This window comes from Serratia sp. MMO-28 (genome assembly GCF_037199905.1).
Taxonomy (GTDB): Bacteria; Pseudomonadota; Gammaproteobacteria; order Enterobacterales; family Enterobacteriaceae; genus Chania; species Chania oryzae.
The window spans coordinates 1-18940 of record NZ_JBBCVB010000002.1 but is presented as its reverse complement, the minus strand read 5'-3'; the positions used below and the strand labels follow the sequence as shown (position 1 = coordinate 18940).

General features: G+C 54.4%; 12 protein-coding genes. All 12 read right to left on the bottom strand.

All coding sequences use genetic code 11. The annotated features are described in order from the left end of the window. Positions 1 to 23: 23 nt before the first annotated feature. Complete coding sequence (locus WG891_RS01735) at positions 24 to 3422, bottom strand: ImcF-related family protein (protein ID WP_443006012.1); 3399 nt, start codon at positions 3420 to 3422, stop codon at positions 24 to 26. A 1-nt stretch (position 3423) separates the two neighbouring features. Continuing rightward, on the bottom strand, positions 3424 to 4644 hold the full coding sequence (locus tag WG891_RS01730; protein ID WP_337261583.1) for a hypothetical protein: 1221 nt from the start codon (positions 4642 to 4644) through the stop codon (positions 3424 to 3426). A 4-nt stretch (positions 4645 to 4648) separates the two neighbouring features. Next, a complete protein-coding gene (locus WG891_RS01725) occupies positions 4649 to 4906 on the bottom strand; it encodes a PAAR domain-containing protein (RefSeq protein ID WP_337261584.1) in 258 nt (85 codons plus the stop codon). A gap of 145 nt (positions 4907 to 5051) precedes the next feature. Continuing rightward, positions 5052 to 5852, bottom strand: coding sequence for a hypothetical protein (locus WG891_RS01720; RefSeq protein WP_337261585.1), 801 nt, complete (start codon positions 5850 to 5852; stop codon positions 5052 to 5054). Between the two features lie 11 nt (positions 5853 to 5863). Continuing rightward, entirely contained in the window at positions 5864 to 7981 is a 2118-nt protein-coding gene (locus tag WG891_RS01715) for a LysM peptidoglycan-binding domain-containing M23 family metallopeptidase (RefSeq protein ID WP_337261586.1), read from the bottom strand. 2 nt (positions 7982 to 7983) lie between these two features. Next, complete coding sequence (locus WG891_RS01710; RefSeq protein WP_337261587.1) at positions 7984 to 10629, bottom strand: type VI secretion system Vgr family protein; 2646 nt, start codon at positions 10627 to 10629, stop codon at positions 7984 to 7986. Then, positions 10601 to 13255: a type VI secretion system ATPase TssH gene (tssH, locus tag WG891_RS01705; protein ID WP_337274573.1), complete on the bottom strand. Its 2655-nt coding sequence runs from the start codon at positions 13253 to 13255 to the stop codon at positions 10601 to 10603. The genes WG891_RS01710 and tssH overlap by 29 nt, the downstream gene beginning before the upstream one ends. A 354-nt stretch (positions 13256 to 13609) precedes the next feature. After that, on the bottom strand, positions 13610 to 14101 hold the full coding sequence (locus WG891_RS01700) for an Hcp family type VI secretion system effector (RefSeq protein WP_337265056.1): 492 nt from the start codon (positions 14099 to 14101) through the stop codon (positions 13610 to 13612). 12 nt (positions 14102 to 14113) lie between these two features. Then, a complete protein-coding gene (locus WG891_RS01695; RefSeq protein WP_337265055.1) occupies positions 14114 to 15805 on the bottom strand; it encodes an OmpA family protein in 1692 nt (563 codons plus the stop codon). A gap of 10 nt (positions 15806 to 15815) precedes the next feature. Beyond that, entirely contained in the window at positions 15816 to 16460 is a 645-nt protein-coding gene (tssL, locus tag WG891_RS01690; protein ID WP_337265054.1) for a type VI secretion system protein TssL, short form, read from the bottom strand. Further along, positions 16457 to 17794, bottom strand: a complete 1338-nt coding sequence (tssK, locus tag WG891_RS01685; protein WP_337265053.1) for a type VI secretion system baseplate subunit TssK — start codon at positions 17792 to 17794, stop codon at positions 16457 to 16459. The genes tssL and tssK overlap by 4 nt, the downstream gene beginning before the upstream one ends. A gap of 83 nt (positions 17795 to 17877) precedes the next feature. Beyond that, positions 17878 to 18940 (bottom strand): type VI secretion system contractile sheath large subunit (gene tssC, locus WG891_RS01680; protein WP_337265052.1); only part of this gene is annotated, 1063 nt, incomplete at its 5' end.

The window sequence follows — 18940 nt, the reverse complement described above, 5'->3', positions numbered from 1 at the left end:
CAGTTGCCTTGCTGACCAAAAACTCATTGCTCCGCCTCGGCCGATGGTCGAGTCAGGAATATCTGCTCCGGTAACACAAAGCCTTTGAGTTTCAGCAATGCCAGCGGGCCTTCGTCCAGTTCGGTGCGCAAGGTGTAGTTGAGCGGCAGGCCATCCTGCGCGGTCCAACGCAGGCTGAAGCTGCTGCGCACGCCGGGGTTCGGTGCAACCTTGGCCAAATCCAGTAACCGTATCAGCCCCCAGGCCCCCGGCAGGTCGGCATACAGTCGAGTTCCAGCCTTGGTGCTCACCCAGCTTAGCGTCGCGCCCGGTGCGGAGGTGTCTGCTGGCCAATTGAAGCGTTTCCAGTTCGGCATCTGGTTGAAGTAAGACAGTTTTTGATCGTCGATGATCAGGTCGGTCTGCATCACTTCTCCCGCGGTTTCTGGCCGCAGTTCAAAGTGCATCCCCGCTTCCCCATCGGTGAATACCACATCCGCCAGGTGGCTCAGGGTGTTGACCGCCTCAAGGAACGCCGGATTAAAGCTCAGCCCTTGGGCGTTGATGCTGTCCGGCACCCAGCGGCTGCCTTCTTTATGCAATACCCCTGCCAAACGGCTTTCCAGGAAGCGCTGAATGCGCCCGCTGTCTGCCCGCAGGTATTGTGACAACAGCGGCAGCGACGCATCGCTGGCGACGTTCTTGAACGGATAACGGCCCCCAAACGCGCTGTTCCAATCATCCACAATCGCCCCTTTCCATTGGCTGTTCAGGCTCTCGGCGGTCGGCATCAGCACCTGCTGCCACGACTGATCCATCGGCTGGACAAACAGCGCCTGGGCAAAGCTGCTCCACTCCTGCCCCAGGCTGGCGGCTACCAGGCTGCCATAGTCGCGGGTATCGGTCAGATCGATGGATTTGCCCTGGAACACCGTCTGTGCCAGCGACTGGGTCATGCCCTGTGGATCGGTGGCGTTGGTCACCTGCTGTAGCTTAAGGCGCACACGCGTCACCCGGGTAAGGAAGGTTTGCAGGCTGAGGTTGGTATTGCCCTGCCCGCCCGCCTTGCCATCCATCAGCGCCAGCAATGGCCCAAAGGTGCTGTCCATCGGGCTTTTAACACCATTATCCTGCTCTATCGCCGGCTGTTCCTGACCGTTTAACAGCGTCTTGGCTGATTTGACTAACGAATCAGACAGCGCCACGCCGGTCTGGCCGGTTTTACCCTCATAAGCCAGGGTATTCATCAGGGCAATCAGCGGCGACTGGCGCACATCGGCCATCAACGTCAACTGATCAATGGAGTCCGACAGGCTGCTGGCGGGTTTCCACTCAATACTGTTGAGAAACTCCAGCCAGCTACCGGCAAAGTCGGTGAAATAACGCTCGGTCAAACGTGCCTTTAACGCCTCTGGCGAGAGGTCAGAAGACGGGGTGTGCTGGCTGTCGCTCAACACCCAGTCAATCTCTTCCCGGCGCTGATTCACCACCTTGTCGATTGCCACCGAGACATCGTTCTCCCACGCCTTGCGGCTGAAGACGCCGGGCACCACCATCTCGGTGGAGAACAGCAGTTCAGCGTCCGTGTCGCCCACCATCTGGGCCAGATTGATATCACCCCGGGTTTTTGCCACCTGCTGCAACATTTTCTGATACAGCGTGGCTTCGGCATTGCGCACCCCCAATTGCTTGAGCAGTATCTGGCGGACATCACGCACCAAGTTATCATCGGCGGTGATTTTCCACTCAGGATGTGCGGGCAGATTCTGGGCATAGAACCCCAGCAGCGACGGTGCCACGGCTTGCCACAACCCTTGCGGCACCCCTTCACGTGTTGGCCAATGCGCTTGCAGGATTTTGCTCAACAGTGCCGGGTCCGCCTTGTCTGGCCGCGCCATCATCAGATAGGCCTTGAGCTGTTCGTAGGCCACTTTCGCCTGCTGCGCACGCTGCGGGCTATCGGGTTGCAGGGCAATCAGCCCCATCAGTTTGCCATGCAGCACCTCGGCCACTGCATCACGAATCAACAGGTTGTTGTTGCGTTCATACCACGGCCACAACGATTGCAGCAGCACCGCATTCTGGTTCAGCCCAAGACGGGCATACCACGGCGCACCACGGGCCTCGCGGTATTGCAGCATCGCCACCGTCTGTTGCAGGGCTTGTTGGTTCCGCAACCGTTCGGCCAACGGGGCTTTCACGTCGCTGGCCAAACGAGCCTGTTCGGCACTTTCGCTAATCAGGGTACGGTTGGTCATATAGGACACTACCATGCCCGCGCCCCAGGCCAGCATCAGCACAGCCAGGCACCAGCGCACGGTTTTCAGCCAGGCAAAACCCACGCGTTTAGGCAACAACGCGGCAGGCAGTTGCTTAACCGACTCGAGCACCGACTGCCAGCTATTATCGGCCCCCCAACTGTGCGGTGCCGTGCGCCCACTGCCGCTCAGCGGCAGGCTGAACATCACCCCGGCCACCGGCAACGGCCGGTAAGGGTTCATAAAGACCGCCAACCCGGTTTGCAGCCGCTCAATCCCGCCTTGCAGCAGCGTGTCTGCCAACCGCAGCAGGAAGTCATGACGCGGGTCTTTCAGCACCTGTTGGGTGCCCTGTTCAATCAACTGTGGTGGCAACGAGGCAAGACTCGCCGCCAACTCTTCCGGCTGACAGCGTGGAGGCAGCAGACAGCCCACCGGTTGAGTCACGCGTGCGCTCTGATCCCAGCCGCTGTGCTGCAGTGACCAGACGTACAACGGCACCTGCCAACCCAGCAGTTCGTAGCGCTTCACCAAAGAGCGCGCAATGTTGTCCAGCGCGTCGCCGTCCAGCACACTGGTGAGCGGCGCTGACGCCCCGGCACTCCCTACCGGCGGTGGACTGTAGCCATCGGTGACCCACACCAGGCCATCTAGCGGGCGGCGGCGCAAGGCACGCAGGGATTTGAGGGTTGCACGGTCGGGTTCCCCCGCTGCGGCTCCGCCCCACAGCAAGACCGTGCCTTCCCCTTCCAACCACTGCTGGCTGACCAGCTTAGGGGCGATGGCATCGACCTGCATGGGTTCCCCCATCAGCATCAGGATGCGCACCTTGCGGCGCCAGAAGAAGCCGTAGCGGGCGCGGAGTGCTTGTCGTAACTCACTGACCCTGGCTCTATTAGCAACCTGATGCTTTAGTAATGCTTTTTGATCAACCACATTTTTTTGATCATCATCTATTTTACGAAAGAATCGCAGTCTAGAACCTACCGCAATTAATGAACGTCGGCTAGCAAGCGCCAAAGAAAGAAAAAAAGAAAGTGAAAAAATGGCGCAGCCAACCAGCAACTTGTCTTTCGGAGAGGTCCATCCAAAGTCTCCCCCCCAAAAATAAAAAAGCAAAAACAGGAAAGCTGTAAAGATAATAATAAAAAAAACAGCAGAAAATTTAATGATAAATTTTTTCATTTCATAGCCCACCCTTATTATTGGCAGCTAAAGTGAAAAAATAGGACACTAATGAATCATGACTTTTATTTACAAACAAGTAACATCCTGGCTCAAGAAATTCTTTCACATACTTAACCTGTAAAATTTCGGTTACCGGATCACATAAACATAGGTAATCTGCAGTATCAATATAGTTAAATGACATCAATGCCGCCTCGGACATGAGCTCAGATGTCTTTAGTACAATATCGTTTTTTTCTTTTTCACTCAAACCAGAATACAAAACACCTGACAACTGATTATTAGAAGATACATCACCCCAAATAAGTGACTTATCTATTCCATCCCACCCAATTTCTGGTCTGTAGAGAGAGTCAAAAGGTGAACTTTCAATTTCAACCCCCTCGCTCTTTTTTCCGAACAACAAAGAAATCGACTCAGATTGGTTATCAACACTGTCATTGATTAGATTATCACCATGTAAACGAACAGCAATGAGAATAAAATATTCACTTTGGATATCATCCAACCATGAATCTAATGACTCGGACATACCCTCCCTAAACGAAATACTTGAAAATGGGAAGGCAGTATTAAAGCGCTCATCCCACAGCTTTTCCAACTGTATCTTCAGGCTATCAGGAAATACAGATATAATCGTTAACGCTACCCCTTGCGGCAACAGAGTGATGTGTGTATAGATATCCTCTAGCAACTCAGGCATTACTTTATTAAAAAGAGACTGCATCCTTTCTTCATACTGCTCTTTATCATTAATATTTTTCACAAAGGAAGAAAAAGCAAGATAACGTGACATATGTGTGAACTTAGGTGTATATCTTACTGGTAAGAGAGAATGATTCATTACATCAACTATGTTCCCATCAACGTCAGGAAGTTTAACTTTTATATCAATAACGTCAAGGTGAACCCTTCCTTTTTGCAACAACGCCTGATAATAATCAGTACGTGTTCTATTCCAGTATGCGCCCTCCAGATTACTGCCATTCCACAGCAATAACCTGAAAGAAAAAATGCCCCCCCAAAGTAACAAGGGGATTAACAATAATTCCGACCAAAAAACATAAGGGTTCTTGGACAGATATTGTGAAAAGAAGCCCAAAAAAATGCATGCATAAACTATGGTTATCAATAGTAGGATACAACCCCATAGCCGTAAGGACGGTGTTTTAGTCGTTATTTTTACCTCAGGGGGTATATCGAGAATGTTTACTGGCATGTCCTTATTCCTTGAATACGCGCGAACCGGAGGAGATAAGCGTCGCGCCACAAGCACAATGATGTCCCTCTAATGCAACAGGAAGTCCATTATCGCAATGATTTTCGTCACCTTCAATAATGCTATTTATACCATGCTTTGGACAAGAAACTCTATCTGATCTGCGAGCCACCGCTCTGCCATCAATGGAGACTTGAGCTGAGCCGGTTAATACCACACCACCATGAGATGTTTTATCTCCGACACAAATGGTTTTTTTCATATTTTAATGCCCATAAGAAAAAATAAAACCCCGAATTACAGGAAGAGAGAAATGCTGTGGTAAATAACGATTTGATCACTAACATGTATATTTCAAGTTGCAGCGCATTATAATTACTGCAACTCGACAGATACAAACAGCTCAATTATTTATTAATAGTAACCTTGGGTAATTTTTTTAGTAAAGTTGGAGGAGCCACATCTAAGTCTTCCTTATTCCCAGTTTCAGGATCGACTGAAATCACTTGTTCCTCTCCTATAACCTTAAATGCTGTTTTATATTCTGAACTCGTATTGATATAGTACCCATTTAACTTATTAATAGATTGACCATAATCAAGCGGTAGTAAACCACCATCAAGTACAGAGTAAGGGAAATTATCAATCACCATCACGTTATCATAGGTTTTATCATAAAGTAAAATATCAATTTTACCTTCATGACGTGATGATTTAGGCTGAAAAGTGTTGAATATACAACCGGAAAAGAAAAGTAAATAATCTTTAGAGTCCTTTAAAATATAATTTTCTCTCGATGTACAGCGTGGAGGTGATTTAATATCGTACTCATCTGACAGCAAAAATTGAGATATATGATTACTTCGTTTTATCCTGATAACTTGCTGACGTGGCAATTTCTCTCCAATTGGATGGTTTTCTAATTCCGCTGGTTTCTCCACCAGCTTTCCTAGAAACAAACCCAGCCACAAATCCTCTTTTTTATTCACCAGCCAATATTGATTTTTGAATATCCTTTTCTCCCTTTTACTATCAGGCAAGCTATTCTGCTTGTTTTTATAAACAATAAAGTCATCATGCTGATCCTGATCAAAAGCTTGTTGCATTTGATCAGCATCATTATTGACTGAGGCAACTGCCAATGTGTAATCCGCTCTTGTCATCAATAACAAAAAAAACGCAATAAAAAACCAACTTGTCTTATTCATAAATAAATTCCTTAAGGATAATTAAACCCATCAATAAAACCAGCAGGGTCAATGCGGTCAGCTAACCCCGCTCCTGGTGGATTCTTGGCTCTGACTTCAAAATGTAGATGTCCTCCGAGAGCAATGGTTGTCATACCACCAGCATTACCTGTAGTGCCTGTTTTACCAATAACATCTCCACTTTTAACCGCACTATGGCGAGATAAGTTAGCACTTACGGCTGACAAATGGGCATAAAAAAAATAAATTTCCCTCGGATGAAACTCTCCTGTCAATGAATAATAATGCGTTTTTTTCGATGATGGTAAATCATCTACCTGAACAACAATACATAATTGTTTACCATATTTCCCACCTTCACGTACATCTTTTATAAATGCTACTCTGCCATCAGCAACCGCATAGATCGGTGTCTCACTGTCTGCGGCAATATCAACTCCTTGGTGATTTTTGGGATGTCCGTTACTATCGGTCCTACGATTACGTCCAAAACTAGCACCAAAGGCACCTCGAGCCAAACGATGGGTGCGAATGCGGCAGATTGCCAACGGGTTATGCCATTGTCCTGCTGATGCGGCATTAGTACTGGTAGTTGAATTGTTACCAGAGCTCTGACTGGTACTTGAACGGTTATCGGTACCGGAACCAGCTGAAGCCGTATTATTTTGTGTAGCGCCTCTGTTGGCAGGTTGTACAGTGCGTGGTGGAACATCAATATTACGATTAAAGGCTGGGTTAAGCTTCTTAATGATTCCCTTAGTTAAAGGATTTTCCCCTTTGGGTAAAACTCTGAAGTGCTCAGCCACGACGCAAGTATCAATAAACTCAGCTAACCATGCTACATAGGTAGTCCTATCATTACTATCTATAGACTGATATCTCGGAAGGTCACGAGCCGCTATATTTGTTGCAGCTCTGTCACCAAGAACAGCATCGTCAAATGGGTCATATCTTGTCCCCTGTCCATCCATAATAATGTCATAAGCTCCTCTAACACCTTCGTGGTGAACTAGATAAGCCAACTTTACCAATTCATCGGGGGTTAACGATGCCGCTGCTGGGAATATATTGCCAATCGCATCAACTCCTTTCCTATCATATAAACCAACCATATCAATGCTGTATTCAGCGTTAGTACGCAACGCTAACACTTGGTTTGTAATTAGTTCCTTCCGCTCATTACTGTCAATGTAGTAAATATTTCTATTTTCATACGCTATTTGTCGATCTGGATATTGGGTGTTCAAGCGCTGATAAACTTTGGACGCTGGGTTGCCACTCCCCTCTAGCCAAGCCGACTTCTTAAATTGCCCCAGACCGACCGCGCCAGAACCGGTACTGTTTCTTGCATTCGATCGCCAACTGGACTCAGCATTAATCAATGCTGCCAGACCTTCTGGCTGGAAATCATATTTCCTCGCAGCTTCAATAATATAATCGCGGTATTGTTCCGCCTGTGGAGGCAAACGCAATCCTCCACTAACATTACCGATATTACTGACACTGGTGGGTATTCCCCCTTCAGTGCGGGTAGTCTGATTGATCGGTTGTGTCTGACTCGCTTGAGGTATATTTGCCGCTGCTCTTGGGGGAGCAGTAGATGTAGTTGAAGGACTACTATTTCTTTTAGCTTTCTCTTTTTCCTGCTGTTTAGTGGATTGTTGAGTACCTGTTTTCACTAGGGTATTTCCCTTAACCACCATCTCTCTTGAGTTTATTCTCAGGGTTTTATTACCTAATGGTGCTTTAGGATGATTGGCAATAACTATATACTGTTTTCTATCCAGGTGCTGCAACTCGACCTTGATACCTTTGGTACTGTCTTCTATCAAGATCCCTGCCACGGAGCCACTGCCGTCAGTAATATAATCGTGGGTTTTACCATCAAAAGTCAGTTTGAGCCTAGCATCTTTGAGTGGCCGCCACCTGAGGTCGCAAATATTTAAATTAAGCTGTGTATCATACGTTTTTTCCTTTGAAGGTATCACTAACACCTGTTCAGGATGAATAATATGTTGTTTTGCTTTGGTGTTGAGCCCGTTAACTCTGGTAAGATCGTTAATATCAATACCAAAACGACGGCTGATCTTCCATAAACTGTCGCCCGCTTGAACAGTATATTGCTCCATAATTATTCCTCCTCCAAAGTATTGAACTCGTCATCATATTGCGGGCCATGTTCATCATCAAACGATTCCTCATCAGTTTCTTCATCAGACACCTCGTCATCATCAGTAAAGAGACTGGTCCAAGCATCATCACCAATAATCGCATGAAAACGCTTATTATCCTCCAGTTCAAAAACACCCGTTTCACCATCATCAAATCTAGATGACCAGAGGTTTTCTTTATTATCGCTGTCAAATAATTTGACCTTCATGGCTGCCGGTGCCACATTACCCAATGCATCTAATAACATAAACTTGATTGCATGAGGGCCACTGCTTGGCAATTCTGGTAATGTCGACTCTAAAGATGCTGGTCCGCTGTATAACAGTTTGCTTTGCTTCATCGTGATATCACCAGGGCAACCTAATTCAATATTGCCACCAGAAAGTCGAATGTAAGCCCCACCAGCACAGTTCAGCGTCAGCGTTTTTGCTGCTGTAAGAGTGATATTCTCAGAAGTACTGGTTAGTGAAATATTATGCTTTGCAACAGTATCAATATTCCCTGACTGTGCCTGAGAAATAAGATCGCCTTTTGCTGCAATAGTCTCGACGCCCTCACTTTCTGTAAAGAGGGATATTTTTTTAGCCGCAGCTAGAGAGATATTTTGCATCGAACCCAACTCGGTGCTTTGACCCGACGTCATATAGATATTGTCACTCGCAGCCATTTGAAGATGGCCACCGCTCGCGACTGCAACCCCTTCTGGAGCACTGGCAAGTAACACTGCTTGTTTAAGTTCAAGCAGTTTTTCTTCCATTAATTTCTGTTGCTGCTCGTAATGTAAGACCTGAGCTTTTGCTAGCTGTGCCGATTGAGAAAGTGACTCCATCCGGCTGAGCGCTTGAGATAGCAATGCCTGCATAGCTGCCATCTCCAGCACCGGCCCTTCGGCCTCTTGCTGCCTATCCGCGCTGATAAACACCCCGTCACCGCCGCGGATCGCCAGATGCGCATCGGTGCGCAGTTCTGCTCCTTTACCTCGCAGGTTGCGACCGGCGTCAACAATATGCCCCAGATTCAGCTGGGATTTACCGCTGTGGTCCGTGCTGAGCTTGACGTGCTCCTCACCGCGCCGGTCTTCCATCCGCAGTTTGTTGTTCGCCGGTGTGCGGATCACGTTACGCGTGTTGTTACGTTCGGTCACGTGGTCCGGATGGCGCGAGTCGTGCATCGCATGCGCAATATACGGCCTGTCCGGGTCCCCTTCATGGAACGCAATCGCCACCTCTGCGCCCTGGATCAACGGGAAGTGGATCCCGTAGGTATCGCCCCCGTAGGGTTTGGCCAGCCGTACCGGCATGCTTTCGTAACCCTGGCGTTTCTCGTCCCGATCGGAATCGAATCTTACCCAGTACAGGCCGTCTTTATCCAGGTGCGCGTACAGGTCGTTGTCAATCGGGCTGGTGACCCGCGCCATCAGCGTGCCGGTCACCACCGGGCGCGGCTTCAGCGGTGGACGATAACAGAGGGTTTCGCTGTACGGAATGGCGGTGAAAATCACCTGCAAGGCGTTTGAGCGGCTGGCACTGAAACGCACCGCGGTGATCACCATCTCTTCGCGGAAGGCGTCCGGCAGTGGGCTGGTCGCGCTCAGGGTCAGCACCTGGCCGGGGGCCAGCGTCACGTCGGTGCTGTACCCGCGCAGGCGGGTCTGCGCCGTCAACATCCGTTCATGATCCAGCCGCGCCCAGAAGTTGGCAGTCTCGGGATCCGGGGTGATTTTGTCACCCTGGCTCAGGTGGCGTGGCTGATAATGGTAGACCTCGCCGTAGGTGACCTTTTCGCCCTCGCCGCGGGTCATGTCCGCCGGGGCCGACAGCAGCGGGTTGTGCGCCTCGCGGTAGTTATAATCCTTCACCAATACCGACTGCTCTACCACCTTATGGCGCACGCTCAGGCCCCAGACGCTGTCGGCAGCGTTGTCGTTCATCCCCGACGGGTTGCGCAGCGGCAGGGTTTTGCCGAACTGGTAAAAGCTCTGCCGATCGCCAAAGCGCAATATCTCGGTCTGGGTATCCGGGTGCAGTGCGAAGGTGTAAAAAATCCCCACCTCCGCCAGCAACCGTTCGATAAAGGCTTTGTCGCTCTCGTTGACTTGGTTCACCTGCGCGCGGCGTGGGTAGCTGCTTTTCAGCTGGAACTCGAACTCCCAGCCCTTCAGGTTGTGCTCGCGCAGGATTTGCTCAACGATTTCCGGGATCGACTGATTGAGGAAAAAGCGGTAGCTGCGGGTTTGGTTGTCCAGCAGCGCAAAGAAGGGTTCGAGAGTGATTTGGTACAGCGCCTCGTCCAGCGAGCCGGACAGACGGCGAAAATCCGTCACCACGCCGTGCACCACTTTTTGCACCGTTGGCGGAGTCACCACCCCGAACACGGTGTCGCCCAGCGTCTGCATCTGGAAGGTGGTACCCCGGCGCAGCATCTGCTGCAGCGAGATATCCTGGTTGCGGCTGGTGAAGCGAATTTGATAGCGGTAGGTCGCGCTGAACTGCTCGCGCGCCGTGAAGGACTCCACATCCAGCGGGGCATCGCAGCCCTGTACCGCCAGGCGGTAACGGTTCAGGCCGGACATGACGTTATTGATGGTGGTCGTGAGCGTGCTCATCTTGGTGTTCCTCGTCCGTGAAAATCAGGGTGATACCGTCGACGTCGTTGTAACCCAACGTGAGACCGTGAGCCGGTTGTGCTGCCGCCTGCCGTTGCAGCAGTTGGCTGCTCAGTGCAGGCAAGACCTGTTGATTGAGCAGGCTGTCGATATGGCGTGCACCGCTGTCCGGTTGCAGGCAGGCGGCAACCAGGGCGTCGGTCAGGCTGTCTTCCATCACACAACGCAGGCCGTAATGCTGCTGCAACCGTTGGGCCAGCTGCGCCAGTTTGATGGCGACGATGCGTTTGAGCGCCACCGCGCCCAGCGGGCGGTAAATCAGGGTCTGGAAACGCGCCAGCAGCGCGGGCTGGAAATGGTCACGCAACAGCGGGCGCAGCCGTTCATGTAATTCGCTCTCTGGTGCCTCGGGGTACTGGTTCAGGTATGACATCAACGCATCGCTGCCAAGGTTCGAGGTCATCACGATCACGGTGTTGCGATAATCAATCTCCCGCCCTTCGCCGTCACGCATAAAACCGCGGTCAAACACCTGATAGAACAGGTTGAGCACGTCGCGGTGGGCCTTTTCCACCTCGTCCAGCAGCACCACGCTGTACGGGCGCTGGCGCACCGCTTCGGTCAGGATGCCGCCCTGGCCGTAACCCACATAGCCTGGTGGTGAACCTTTGAGCTGGCTAACGGTATGCGCTTCCTGGTATTCGGACAGGTTGATGGTGATCAGCGACGCCTCACCGCCAAACAGCGTGTCCGCCAGGGCCAGCGCGGTTTCGGTCTTGCCCACGCCACTCGGGCCGACCAGCAGGAACACACCCTGCGGGCCGTTGTCTGGCGTCAGCCCGGCGCGGGCGGCACGCAGCCGCTGTGCCAGCTCACCCAGCGCCGCCTCCTGCCCGATCACCCGTTTCGCCAATTGGCGTTCGAGCTGCAATAATTCGCTCTGTTCGTCTTTCAGCAGGCTGCCCAGCGGCACGCCGGTCCAGTCGGCAATCACCGTCGCCACCGCCCGGGCATCCACGTCCAGCCACAACAGCGGGTTGCAGCGCTGGATATCGTGCAACTGCGCCCGCAGTGCGTCACACTCCTCACGGCGGCTGCCGTCCTGGCGTGCGGTGAGCAGTTGTTCGGTTAACGCACGCTCTGCCTCGTATTGCACCGCCAGCCGGACCTCATGCTGCTGCAGTGCCCGCAGCCGGTCACTGATGTCCGCCAGGCGGGCCGGGTCAACCGCCGGGTCCAGCACCTTGTCACGCTCAATCGCCTGTTGCTCGAGGGTCAGCGCCGCCAGTTCCGCTCTGAGATGCACCATTTGCTGCGGTTCACTGTCCAGCCCCATGCGCACCCGGGCGCTGGCGGTATCCAGCAGATCGACGGCTTTGTCCGGCAACTGCCTGCCGGTCAGATAACGGCGCGAGAGCGTCACGGCCGCCTTTACCGCCGAATCGCGAATATGCACCCCGTGGTAGGCCGCATAGCGCGCCTTCAGGCCGCGCAGCATCCGGCAGGCGTTTACATCATCCGGCTCTTCCACTTTAACCAGTTGGAAGCGCCGCTCCAGCGCCGCATCACGCTCAAAATACTGCTTGTACTCCGACCAGGTGGTGGCCGCGATGGTGCGCAGTTCACCGCGCGCCAGCGCCGGTTTCAGCAGGTTGGCCGCATCGGCACCGCCCGCCTGATTGCCCGCACCAATCAGGGTGTGGGCTTCGTCGATAAACAGCAGTATCGGCGTCGGTGATTGTTGCACCGCCGCAATCACGTTCTTTAGCCGTTGTTCGAACTCGCCGCGCACGCCGGCTCCCGCCTGCAACAGACCTAAATCGAGGGTGCGTATCGTGATGTTGTTCAAACTGGCCGGGACGTCACCCTCGACCAGGCACAGCGCCAGCCCTTCCACCAGGGCGGTCTTCCCCACACCGGGTTCGCCGACCAGGATCGGGTTGTTCTTGCGGCGGCGGGAGAGAATGTCCACCATCTGGCGGATTTCATTGTCACGGCCCAACACCGGATCAATCTGGCCGCTGCGCGCTTTGGCCGTTAAATCCTGGGTAAATTTATCCAGTTCAGCCTGCAAAGCCTGATTCGGTTCGGCGATGGACGACGTGGCCTGCACCGGCGCATCAACCGGCCATTCCAGGCGTGGGGGTTTGGCCGGACGTTCGTCCGATTGCGCATCCAGCAGCGGCAGCAGATGGGCCAGTTGCGTGGCACTGAGGCTGAGCAACGGCCAGGCGGCAGTCTGGGTGACGAGAGAGGGGGTTGCGGCCAGGGCCATCAGCACATGTAACGAGCGCACTGCGTCCGTATTGACCTGGGCCGAGGCTTCCAGCCAGGCCTGCTGTATCAACTGCTCCAGCGGGGCCGACAGTTGCGGTTTGCCCTGGAGCTGATGCGGTAAACGTTCAAGGTGTGCCAGCAACCCGTGCCACAGGGCGTCCTGATCCCAGTCATAGCGCCGGGCGATCATCGAGATATCGCCGTCCCCCTGCTCCAACAATTTGAGCAGCCAGTGCTCCACGGTGATCTCCGCGTGGCCGCGTGTCTGGCACAAAGTGGCCGCTGCCGCCAATGCCTGGGCGCAGTAAGGATTTAACCGATGTAATAAACGTGCTGAATGATTGCTCATGCCCTCTTCCCTGTTCTCTTTTCCTGCCCGTCATGATGCCGTGCAGGCACGCTACCGCCCATAACCGTTAACCGAGGCCCATAAGGTCATTGGATATCCTGTGAATGTGCTTGGCTGAATATCCCCGTCGTCTTTCACATTGCAGGGGTGTTAGCTGCCTTTACTCAGCCAAAAACACAACAAGTAACCCGCCAGGATTAATCAGTTCCCTCTCTTGGGATTAGAGTGAGGGGCGATCACCGACCTAAATCCCCTCACCCCGACCCTCTCCCACAGGGAGAGGGGGCATTACATTTAGCCTCTACCGCATAATGCTTTTTTTGCTTAACGGAACAGCATTAACAAGCAGACGGATTAAGCGGTAGTACGTTCGTTCCAGGCATCGGAATGAATGATGTTGCCGTCTTTGTAGGTCCAGGTGATTTTTTCGTAACGCAGTTCAATCTCTTCCAGGTGGTTGTGCTTCTCTTTACCCGGGTCCTTGATGTCGTGCATCTTCGGCGCTACTTTCACCACTTTGACGTTCTCCAGCGTGGTGTTGAAATACTCCACTTCCTGACCGGCGTCATCGATGCGGTACCACTTGAACTCGGCCTTTTTCAGGGTCTGGCCGGTGGTTACCGCCTTGTACAGGTACGGGCTGGCCGCATCGATTTCCTTGGTAAACAGGAACGGCGTATGAATACGGGTCCCCGTCAGTTTACCGGTGTTGTTGTCGGTCGGGATGTACAGGCTGTGGTCCTGTGCCACCACTTCGATGCTGCCCTGGCGGCTTTGCACATCCACCGACCCTTTGATGTCTGCACCACCGTCGTCTTTCAGCCACAGATAGACTGGAATTGCCATGTAAAGCTCCTTTTATTGACGTAATAAGGTCACGTGTTCCGGTGACCCGGTTATCGAACCTGGCTCCGGGCAGGCCGAAGCCGCCGGGACCAGAGTGATTTCAACGCGGCGATTGGCCGCTCGCCCGGCAGCCGTTTCATTGCTGGCCACCGGTTGAGTCGCCCCAAAGCCCTGCACGGCAAAACAGCTTGCAGGCACTGCGCTGTTTTGTATTATCCAGTCACGCACCGCCTCGGCCCGATGGAGAGACAGCGCCTGGTTGCTTTGTATGTTACCCATGGCGTCGGTATGACCACTCACCACAATCAGCCGTCCTGGCTGGGCATGAAGGGTCGCCAACGCGTTGCTCAACACCGGGATAGCGCTCGGTTTAAGCTGAAATCGACCGGTATCAAACAGCGACAGGCTGTCGAGCCGCACGCTTTGCGACGCAGCCGCCGTCACGTCTGACGAGGGTGCCTGCAAGGATGCAACGGGCGCCCAGTCACCGATAGCACGCTGTACTGCCGCATACAGCGGTTCCCCCGAGTACAACCCCAGCCCCAACGACAGTGGAACGCCTTGGCGTTGATAGCGGGCCAGTTGTCTTTCATCCTCACGCAAACGCTGTTGCGCCCGCAGTTTAGGCTCTGGTGGCGTTCCGTCCAAAAGGCGATACTGCACCAGATCCTGACCAATACGGCTTGTCAGGCGCTGGTTATTGACAAAACTTGCCAACAACGCCGCCGCAATAAACAGCGCCAATGAAGCACCGCCCCACCACCCGATGCGTTGCGCTGGCGTCAATCCGCCCCGCTTCGGCAACAGCGGCAATACGAGGTCAGGAAACGGCAGTGCCAATGCGGGCAATGCCGACAATGGTGCCGTGAGCGTGGTGCCACGCTGCAAAACGCGCTGCCACAGGTTATCGCCACCATCGCGCATTGCGGTCATCCTCACCGCCAACCACTGCGGGCGTAAAGGCGGCAGTGCCGTCTGCGCCGTCGTCAGTTCATCCACCACCACCGCATTCAACCAGCGCAGTGCGTCGTCCAGCCACAGGGCCTGCGACAGTCGCCCTTCGGCGGCCAGGCGCTCTGTACCTGCCTGCCTCGCCTCGACAAAAGGCGCGGCAGCGGCGTGACCACGCCAGTCCGTCATCCCCTCACCCGCATCAACAAACCAGCCTTCATCGGCTACCGGCGCAGCAAAATAGCCACACAGCCAGAACGGTGTATCAGAGCTCAAGGCTCGGCACTGACTGATGGCACTGCGCCAATGGTGCAGTTGCCCGCGCAAGGCGGCTTCGTCCTGATGCTGTTCAGGCACCACACTCAGCATCGGTGACAGATGCGGTAACACCTCCGGACGATGGGCGGCGAGCCACTGCACGGTGTGTTGCAGGCTGTCCGGCGTCGGCGTGGCCAGATAAGCGCCCTGTACCGTGGCACGAAAGGTTTCCCCGCGGGCAAACAAACGTGCGGTATCGCCACACACCAATACCAGCGCTCCCGTTAGCTTGGTTGGCAAATTTATCGCCGGGGCAGAGGTGGCCAGGGGCGGTTCACGGCGGATCATCCACCCGCAAGCCAGTGCGACAGTCAGCAACACCGCCGCGGTCAATCCCCATCGGGAAGCCGTTGCCAGCGGCAGGAACACCCAGAGCAACAGCAATACCAGCAACCCCGCCCAGCACCACAGCAAGCACCGTGAAACGGTTGTCATTAGAACATCCTCACGACAGCATCTGCTGCACCCACTGTTGCAGGCTCAGGTGCAATCCCCACCACAACCCTGCCAGCGCCACAACGGCCAGCAGTGCACGCCACCACAGGGAACGGGCACCGTGCCGATACCTGCGGCCACGGGGTTTGGTCACCATCGGTGTCGGCTGCGGCAAGGTAAACGGTGGCACCAGCCGCTCAAGCATCGCCAGAATAGCCTCTCTGTCCGGCGCATCCTCATCCCGGTACTGGCCACTGAACCCCAGCAGCAGTACCCGATGAAAACAGGTCAACACTGCCACGTTCGGTGCCGGTTGACGCAGAACGCCGCGAATACGCTCCCACAGCAGTTCGCCTGCCCCCAACGTATTGAAGTAGCGGGTTTGCAACGGTGAGTTCAGCCATTCACGGTAACCAGCGTCCTGTACTTTACGGCTCATCACCGCACCATCCAGCAAGGCGCATTGCGCATACAGGATATGGTCAATATCAGCAGCACTGAGCCCCGCCGCAGTCAGCGCGGCACGGGCCTCATCCACCTGTGCACAGGCAGTGCGGTACAGCCCTCGGCCATCCTCGGCTTGCCAGCCGTTACGCAATTGGCAGACCGTACGCCAGGTGTCATGTAACACCCCATCTATTGCTATCGTGGTCATGAACGCAGCACCGCAAACAGTTCAAGTTGCACATCACCCAAGGTTCCCGGCACGTAAAACGCGCAGGCCCCGGCCGCCAGCATGGCACGGGCCGCATCGTTATCGAGCGTCAGGGCAAAGTACTGATTCTCAAGGCGCAGCGGAATAGCCGCCGGTACGTGGCTCAACGCCACCAGAGGCACACCGCTGATCGCCACGTTGACGATATCGGCCACCTCGTCCGGACTGCCCGCTTTACACAACAGCGGAAACTGGGTTTGCAACTGATGGGCAGGCACGGAAGAGCGCACCGACAGATAGAAGTCAGCCTCTTCACGCAGGCGGGCATCGTGCAGTGCCCCTTTCCAGAACCCGCCTTCACGGGTGAGATCGATGGTCAGCACCCGTGACGGCAGGCTGGCTTCCAGCAGCAGGCTCAACAGCGCAAACAACGGGAGAAAAACGTTACCCGGCGCGCGATGATCGTAGGCCGGAATGGCATCGATATCGTGCTCCAGCGAAAACGTCATCAGGCTGCCCGCCAGGCGGGCCAGTTCACGGTAGATCAGCTCCGGGTGTTGTTCTGGGTGGGCCAGCAGGTCATTGAGCACCGGCTCATGGCTGTTGAGCGCATTGAGCAGCCAGAACAGCGACACATCCGCCACGGCAAAATCGGCCATACGCTGATTGCTTTCACGGCGCATGCCCATCAGTCGACGGCGCTTGGCACCGAGTTGCAAGGCCAGTTGTGTCAGTTGTTCAATCAGTAACGGACTGGCGGAAAACGCCAGCAGCGGTGGCACAAACTGGCTGTCCAGACGCCATTGCCCCTGGCTATCGCGCACCAGCCGTGCCAGCGGCAGCGTCAGGTATTCGCCGTTCTCTTCATGGTCAAAGCGTAGGGTCAGGGCATGACGCAGCACCGCCATTTCCGTGCGTGCCTCACCCAACATATCCTGTACGTTGGCCCACTCCTGCCGGTAACGCAGCGGGCGTTCACTGTGCCCAGTGGCATCCACATTGCTGCCCCCGGCACTCAATAATGGCAAGGCCAGCACCACGGTGGCAGACTCGCGCCCCGCCAGCGCGCCCAGCGAGCAGGCCGGTGGCAAAGTGTCGGCAACCTGGCTATCAATCAGGGTGCCATCCGGCAGGCGAACCACCAGATGTTCCAGGTTGAGGCGCTCAACGTTCAGCGCCTGCTCATCAAACTCGCAGACCAGCACGCCCCAAGGGTGCACCACTGGAATACGCGCCACACGATCGGTACTGAACGCTTCCCACTGTGCCTGCTGCTGAAACTGTTGCGGGGCCAGAAAAGCCCCTTCACTCCATAGCGGACGGTAAATCTTCATCAACATTCCTTGCATACGACTCGGTGCATCATCCACGGCGTTGCTGCTCAATGGGCGACAACACCGGGACAAAGAGGTGACTGTCAGGCCTTCGCTTTCGGCATCTGCGACACCAGGGACAGGCCCACATCCAGCCCTTCAACCTGGAAGTGTGGCACCGCGTACAGCTTGACGCGGAAGAAGCCCGGGTTGTCTTCAATGTCTTCCACCGTCACCTTCGCATCACGCAACGGGTGAGAGGCCTGCAGGTCATCACCCGGATCGGTCATCTCGGTCACCAGGCTGCGCACCCAGGTGTTCAGCTCCAGCTCCAGCAGGCGGCGATCTTTGGTGGTGCCGATGTTCTCGCGCTGAATAAGCTTCAGGTGGTGAGCAATACGCGACAGCAGGAAGATGTACGGCAGGCGTGAGTTGATGCGGCTGTTGGCCGTCGCATCTGCGGTGTCATACAGCGCCGGTTTCTGCGCCGAGTTGGCAGAGAAGAAGCAGGCATAGTCGCGGTTTTTGTAGTACGACAGCGGAATGAAACCGAGGTTGGCGAATTCAAACTCACGCGTTTCCGGGATCATCACCTCAGACGGGATCTTCACCTGATTACCGGTGCCCAGATCGTACAGGTGGATTGGCAGATCGGTCACTGCGCCACCGGCCTGCGGGCCGCGGATCTGTACGCACCAGCCATTGTCGATAAAGCTTTTCACCATGTTGGCGGCAAAGGCGAACGATGCATTGGTCCACAGGTATTTATCGTGGTCCGGGCCGGTAACCTCTTCCACATAGTTGAAGCTGCGTACTGGCACAGTATCCGGGCCATACGGCAGGCGGCCCAGCACGCGCGGCATCGTCAGGCCGATATAGCGCGCATCGTCGGTGTCACGGAAGGATTTCCACTTGATGTATTCGGCGCGATCGAAGTAGTTACCAATATCTTTGATGGCTGCCACTTCTTCCATGGAATTCTTGAGGAAGAACGCCGGACCAACGGCACCGATAAACGGCATATGGGCGGCAGCGGCCACTTTGGAGAGGTTGCGCAGCAATGCCACGTCTTGCGGGCTGGCATCGAACTCGTAGTTGGAAATCACCGCCCCAATCGGCTCACCGCCGGGGGTGTCGTATTCCGCAATATAGGTATGGCGGTACAGG

Bases quoted from the DNA above. Each gene is read 5' to 3' on its own strand.
- WG891_RS01715 (WP_337261586.1), bottom strand. From the start codon at position 7,981: ATGGAGCAATATACTGTTCAAGCGGGCGACAGTTTATGGAAGATCAGC.
- tssH (WP_337274573.1), bottom strand. From the start codon at position 13,255: ATGAGCAATCATTCAGCACGTTTATTACATCGGTTAAATCCTTACTGC.
- tssK (WP_337265053.1), bottom strand. From the start codon at position 17,794: ATGAAGATTTACCGTCCGCTATGGAGTGAAGGGGCTTTTCTGGCCCCG.
- WG891_RS01695 (WP_337265055.1), bottom strand. From the start codon at position 15,805: ATGACAACCGTTTCACGGTGCTTGCTGTGGTGCTGGGCGGGGTTGCTG.
- tssL (WP_337265054.1), bottom strand. From the start codon at position 16,460: ATGACCACGATAGCAATAGATGGGGTGTTACATGACACCTGGCGTACG.
- WG891_RS01710 (WP_337261587.1), bottom strand. From the start codon at position 10,629: ATGAGCACGCTCACGACCACCATCAATAACGTCATGTCCGGCCTGAAC.
- WG891_RS01725 (WP_337261584.1), bottom strand. From the start codon at position 4,906: ATGAAAAAAACCATTTGTGTCGGAGATAAAACATCTCATGGTGGTGTG.
- WG891_RS01720 (WP_337261585.1), bottom strand. From the start codon at position 5,852: ATGAATAAGACAAGTTGGTTTTTTATTGCGTTTTTTTTGTTATTGATG.
- WG891_RS01700 (WP_337265056.1), bottom strand. From the start codon at position 14,101: ATGGCAATTCCAGTCTATCTGTGGCTGAAAGACGACGGTGGTGCAGAC.
- WG891_RS01730 (WP_337261583.1), bottom strand. From the start codon at position 4,644: ATGCCAGTAAACATTCTCGATATACCCCCTGAGGTAAAAATAACGACT.
- WG891_RS01735 (WP_443006012.1), bottom strand. From the start codon at position 3,422: ATGAAAAAATTTATCATTAAATTTTCTGCTGTTTTTTTTATTATTATC.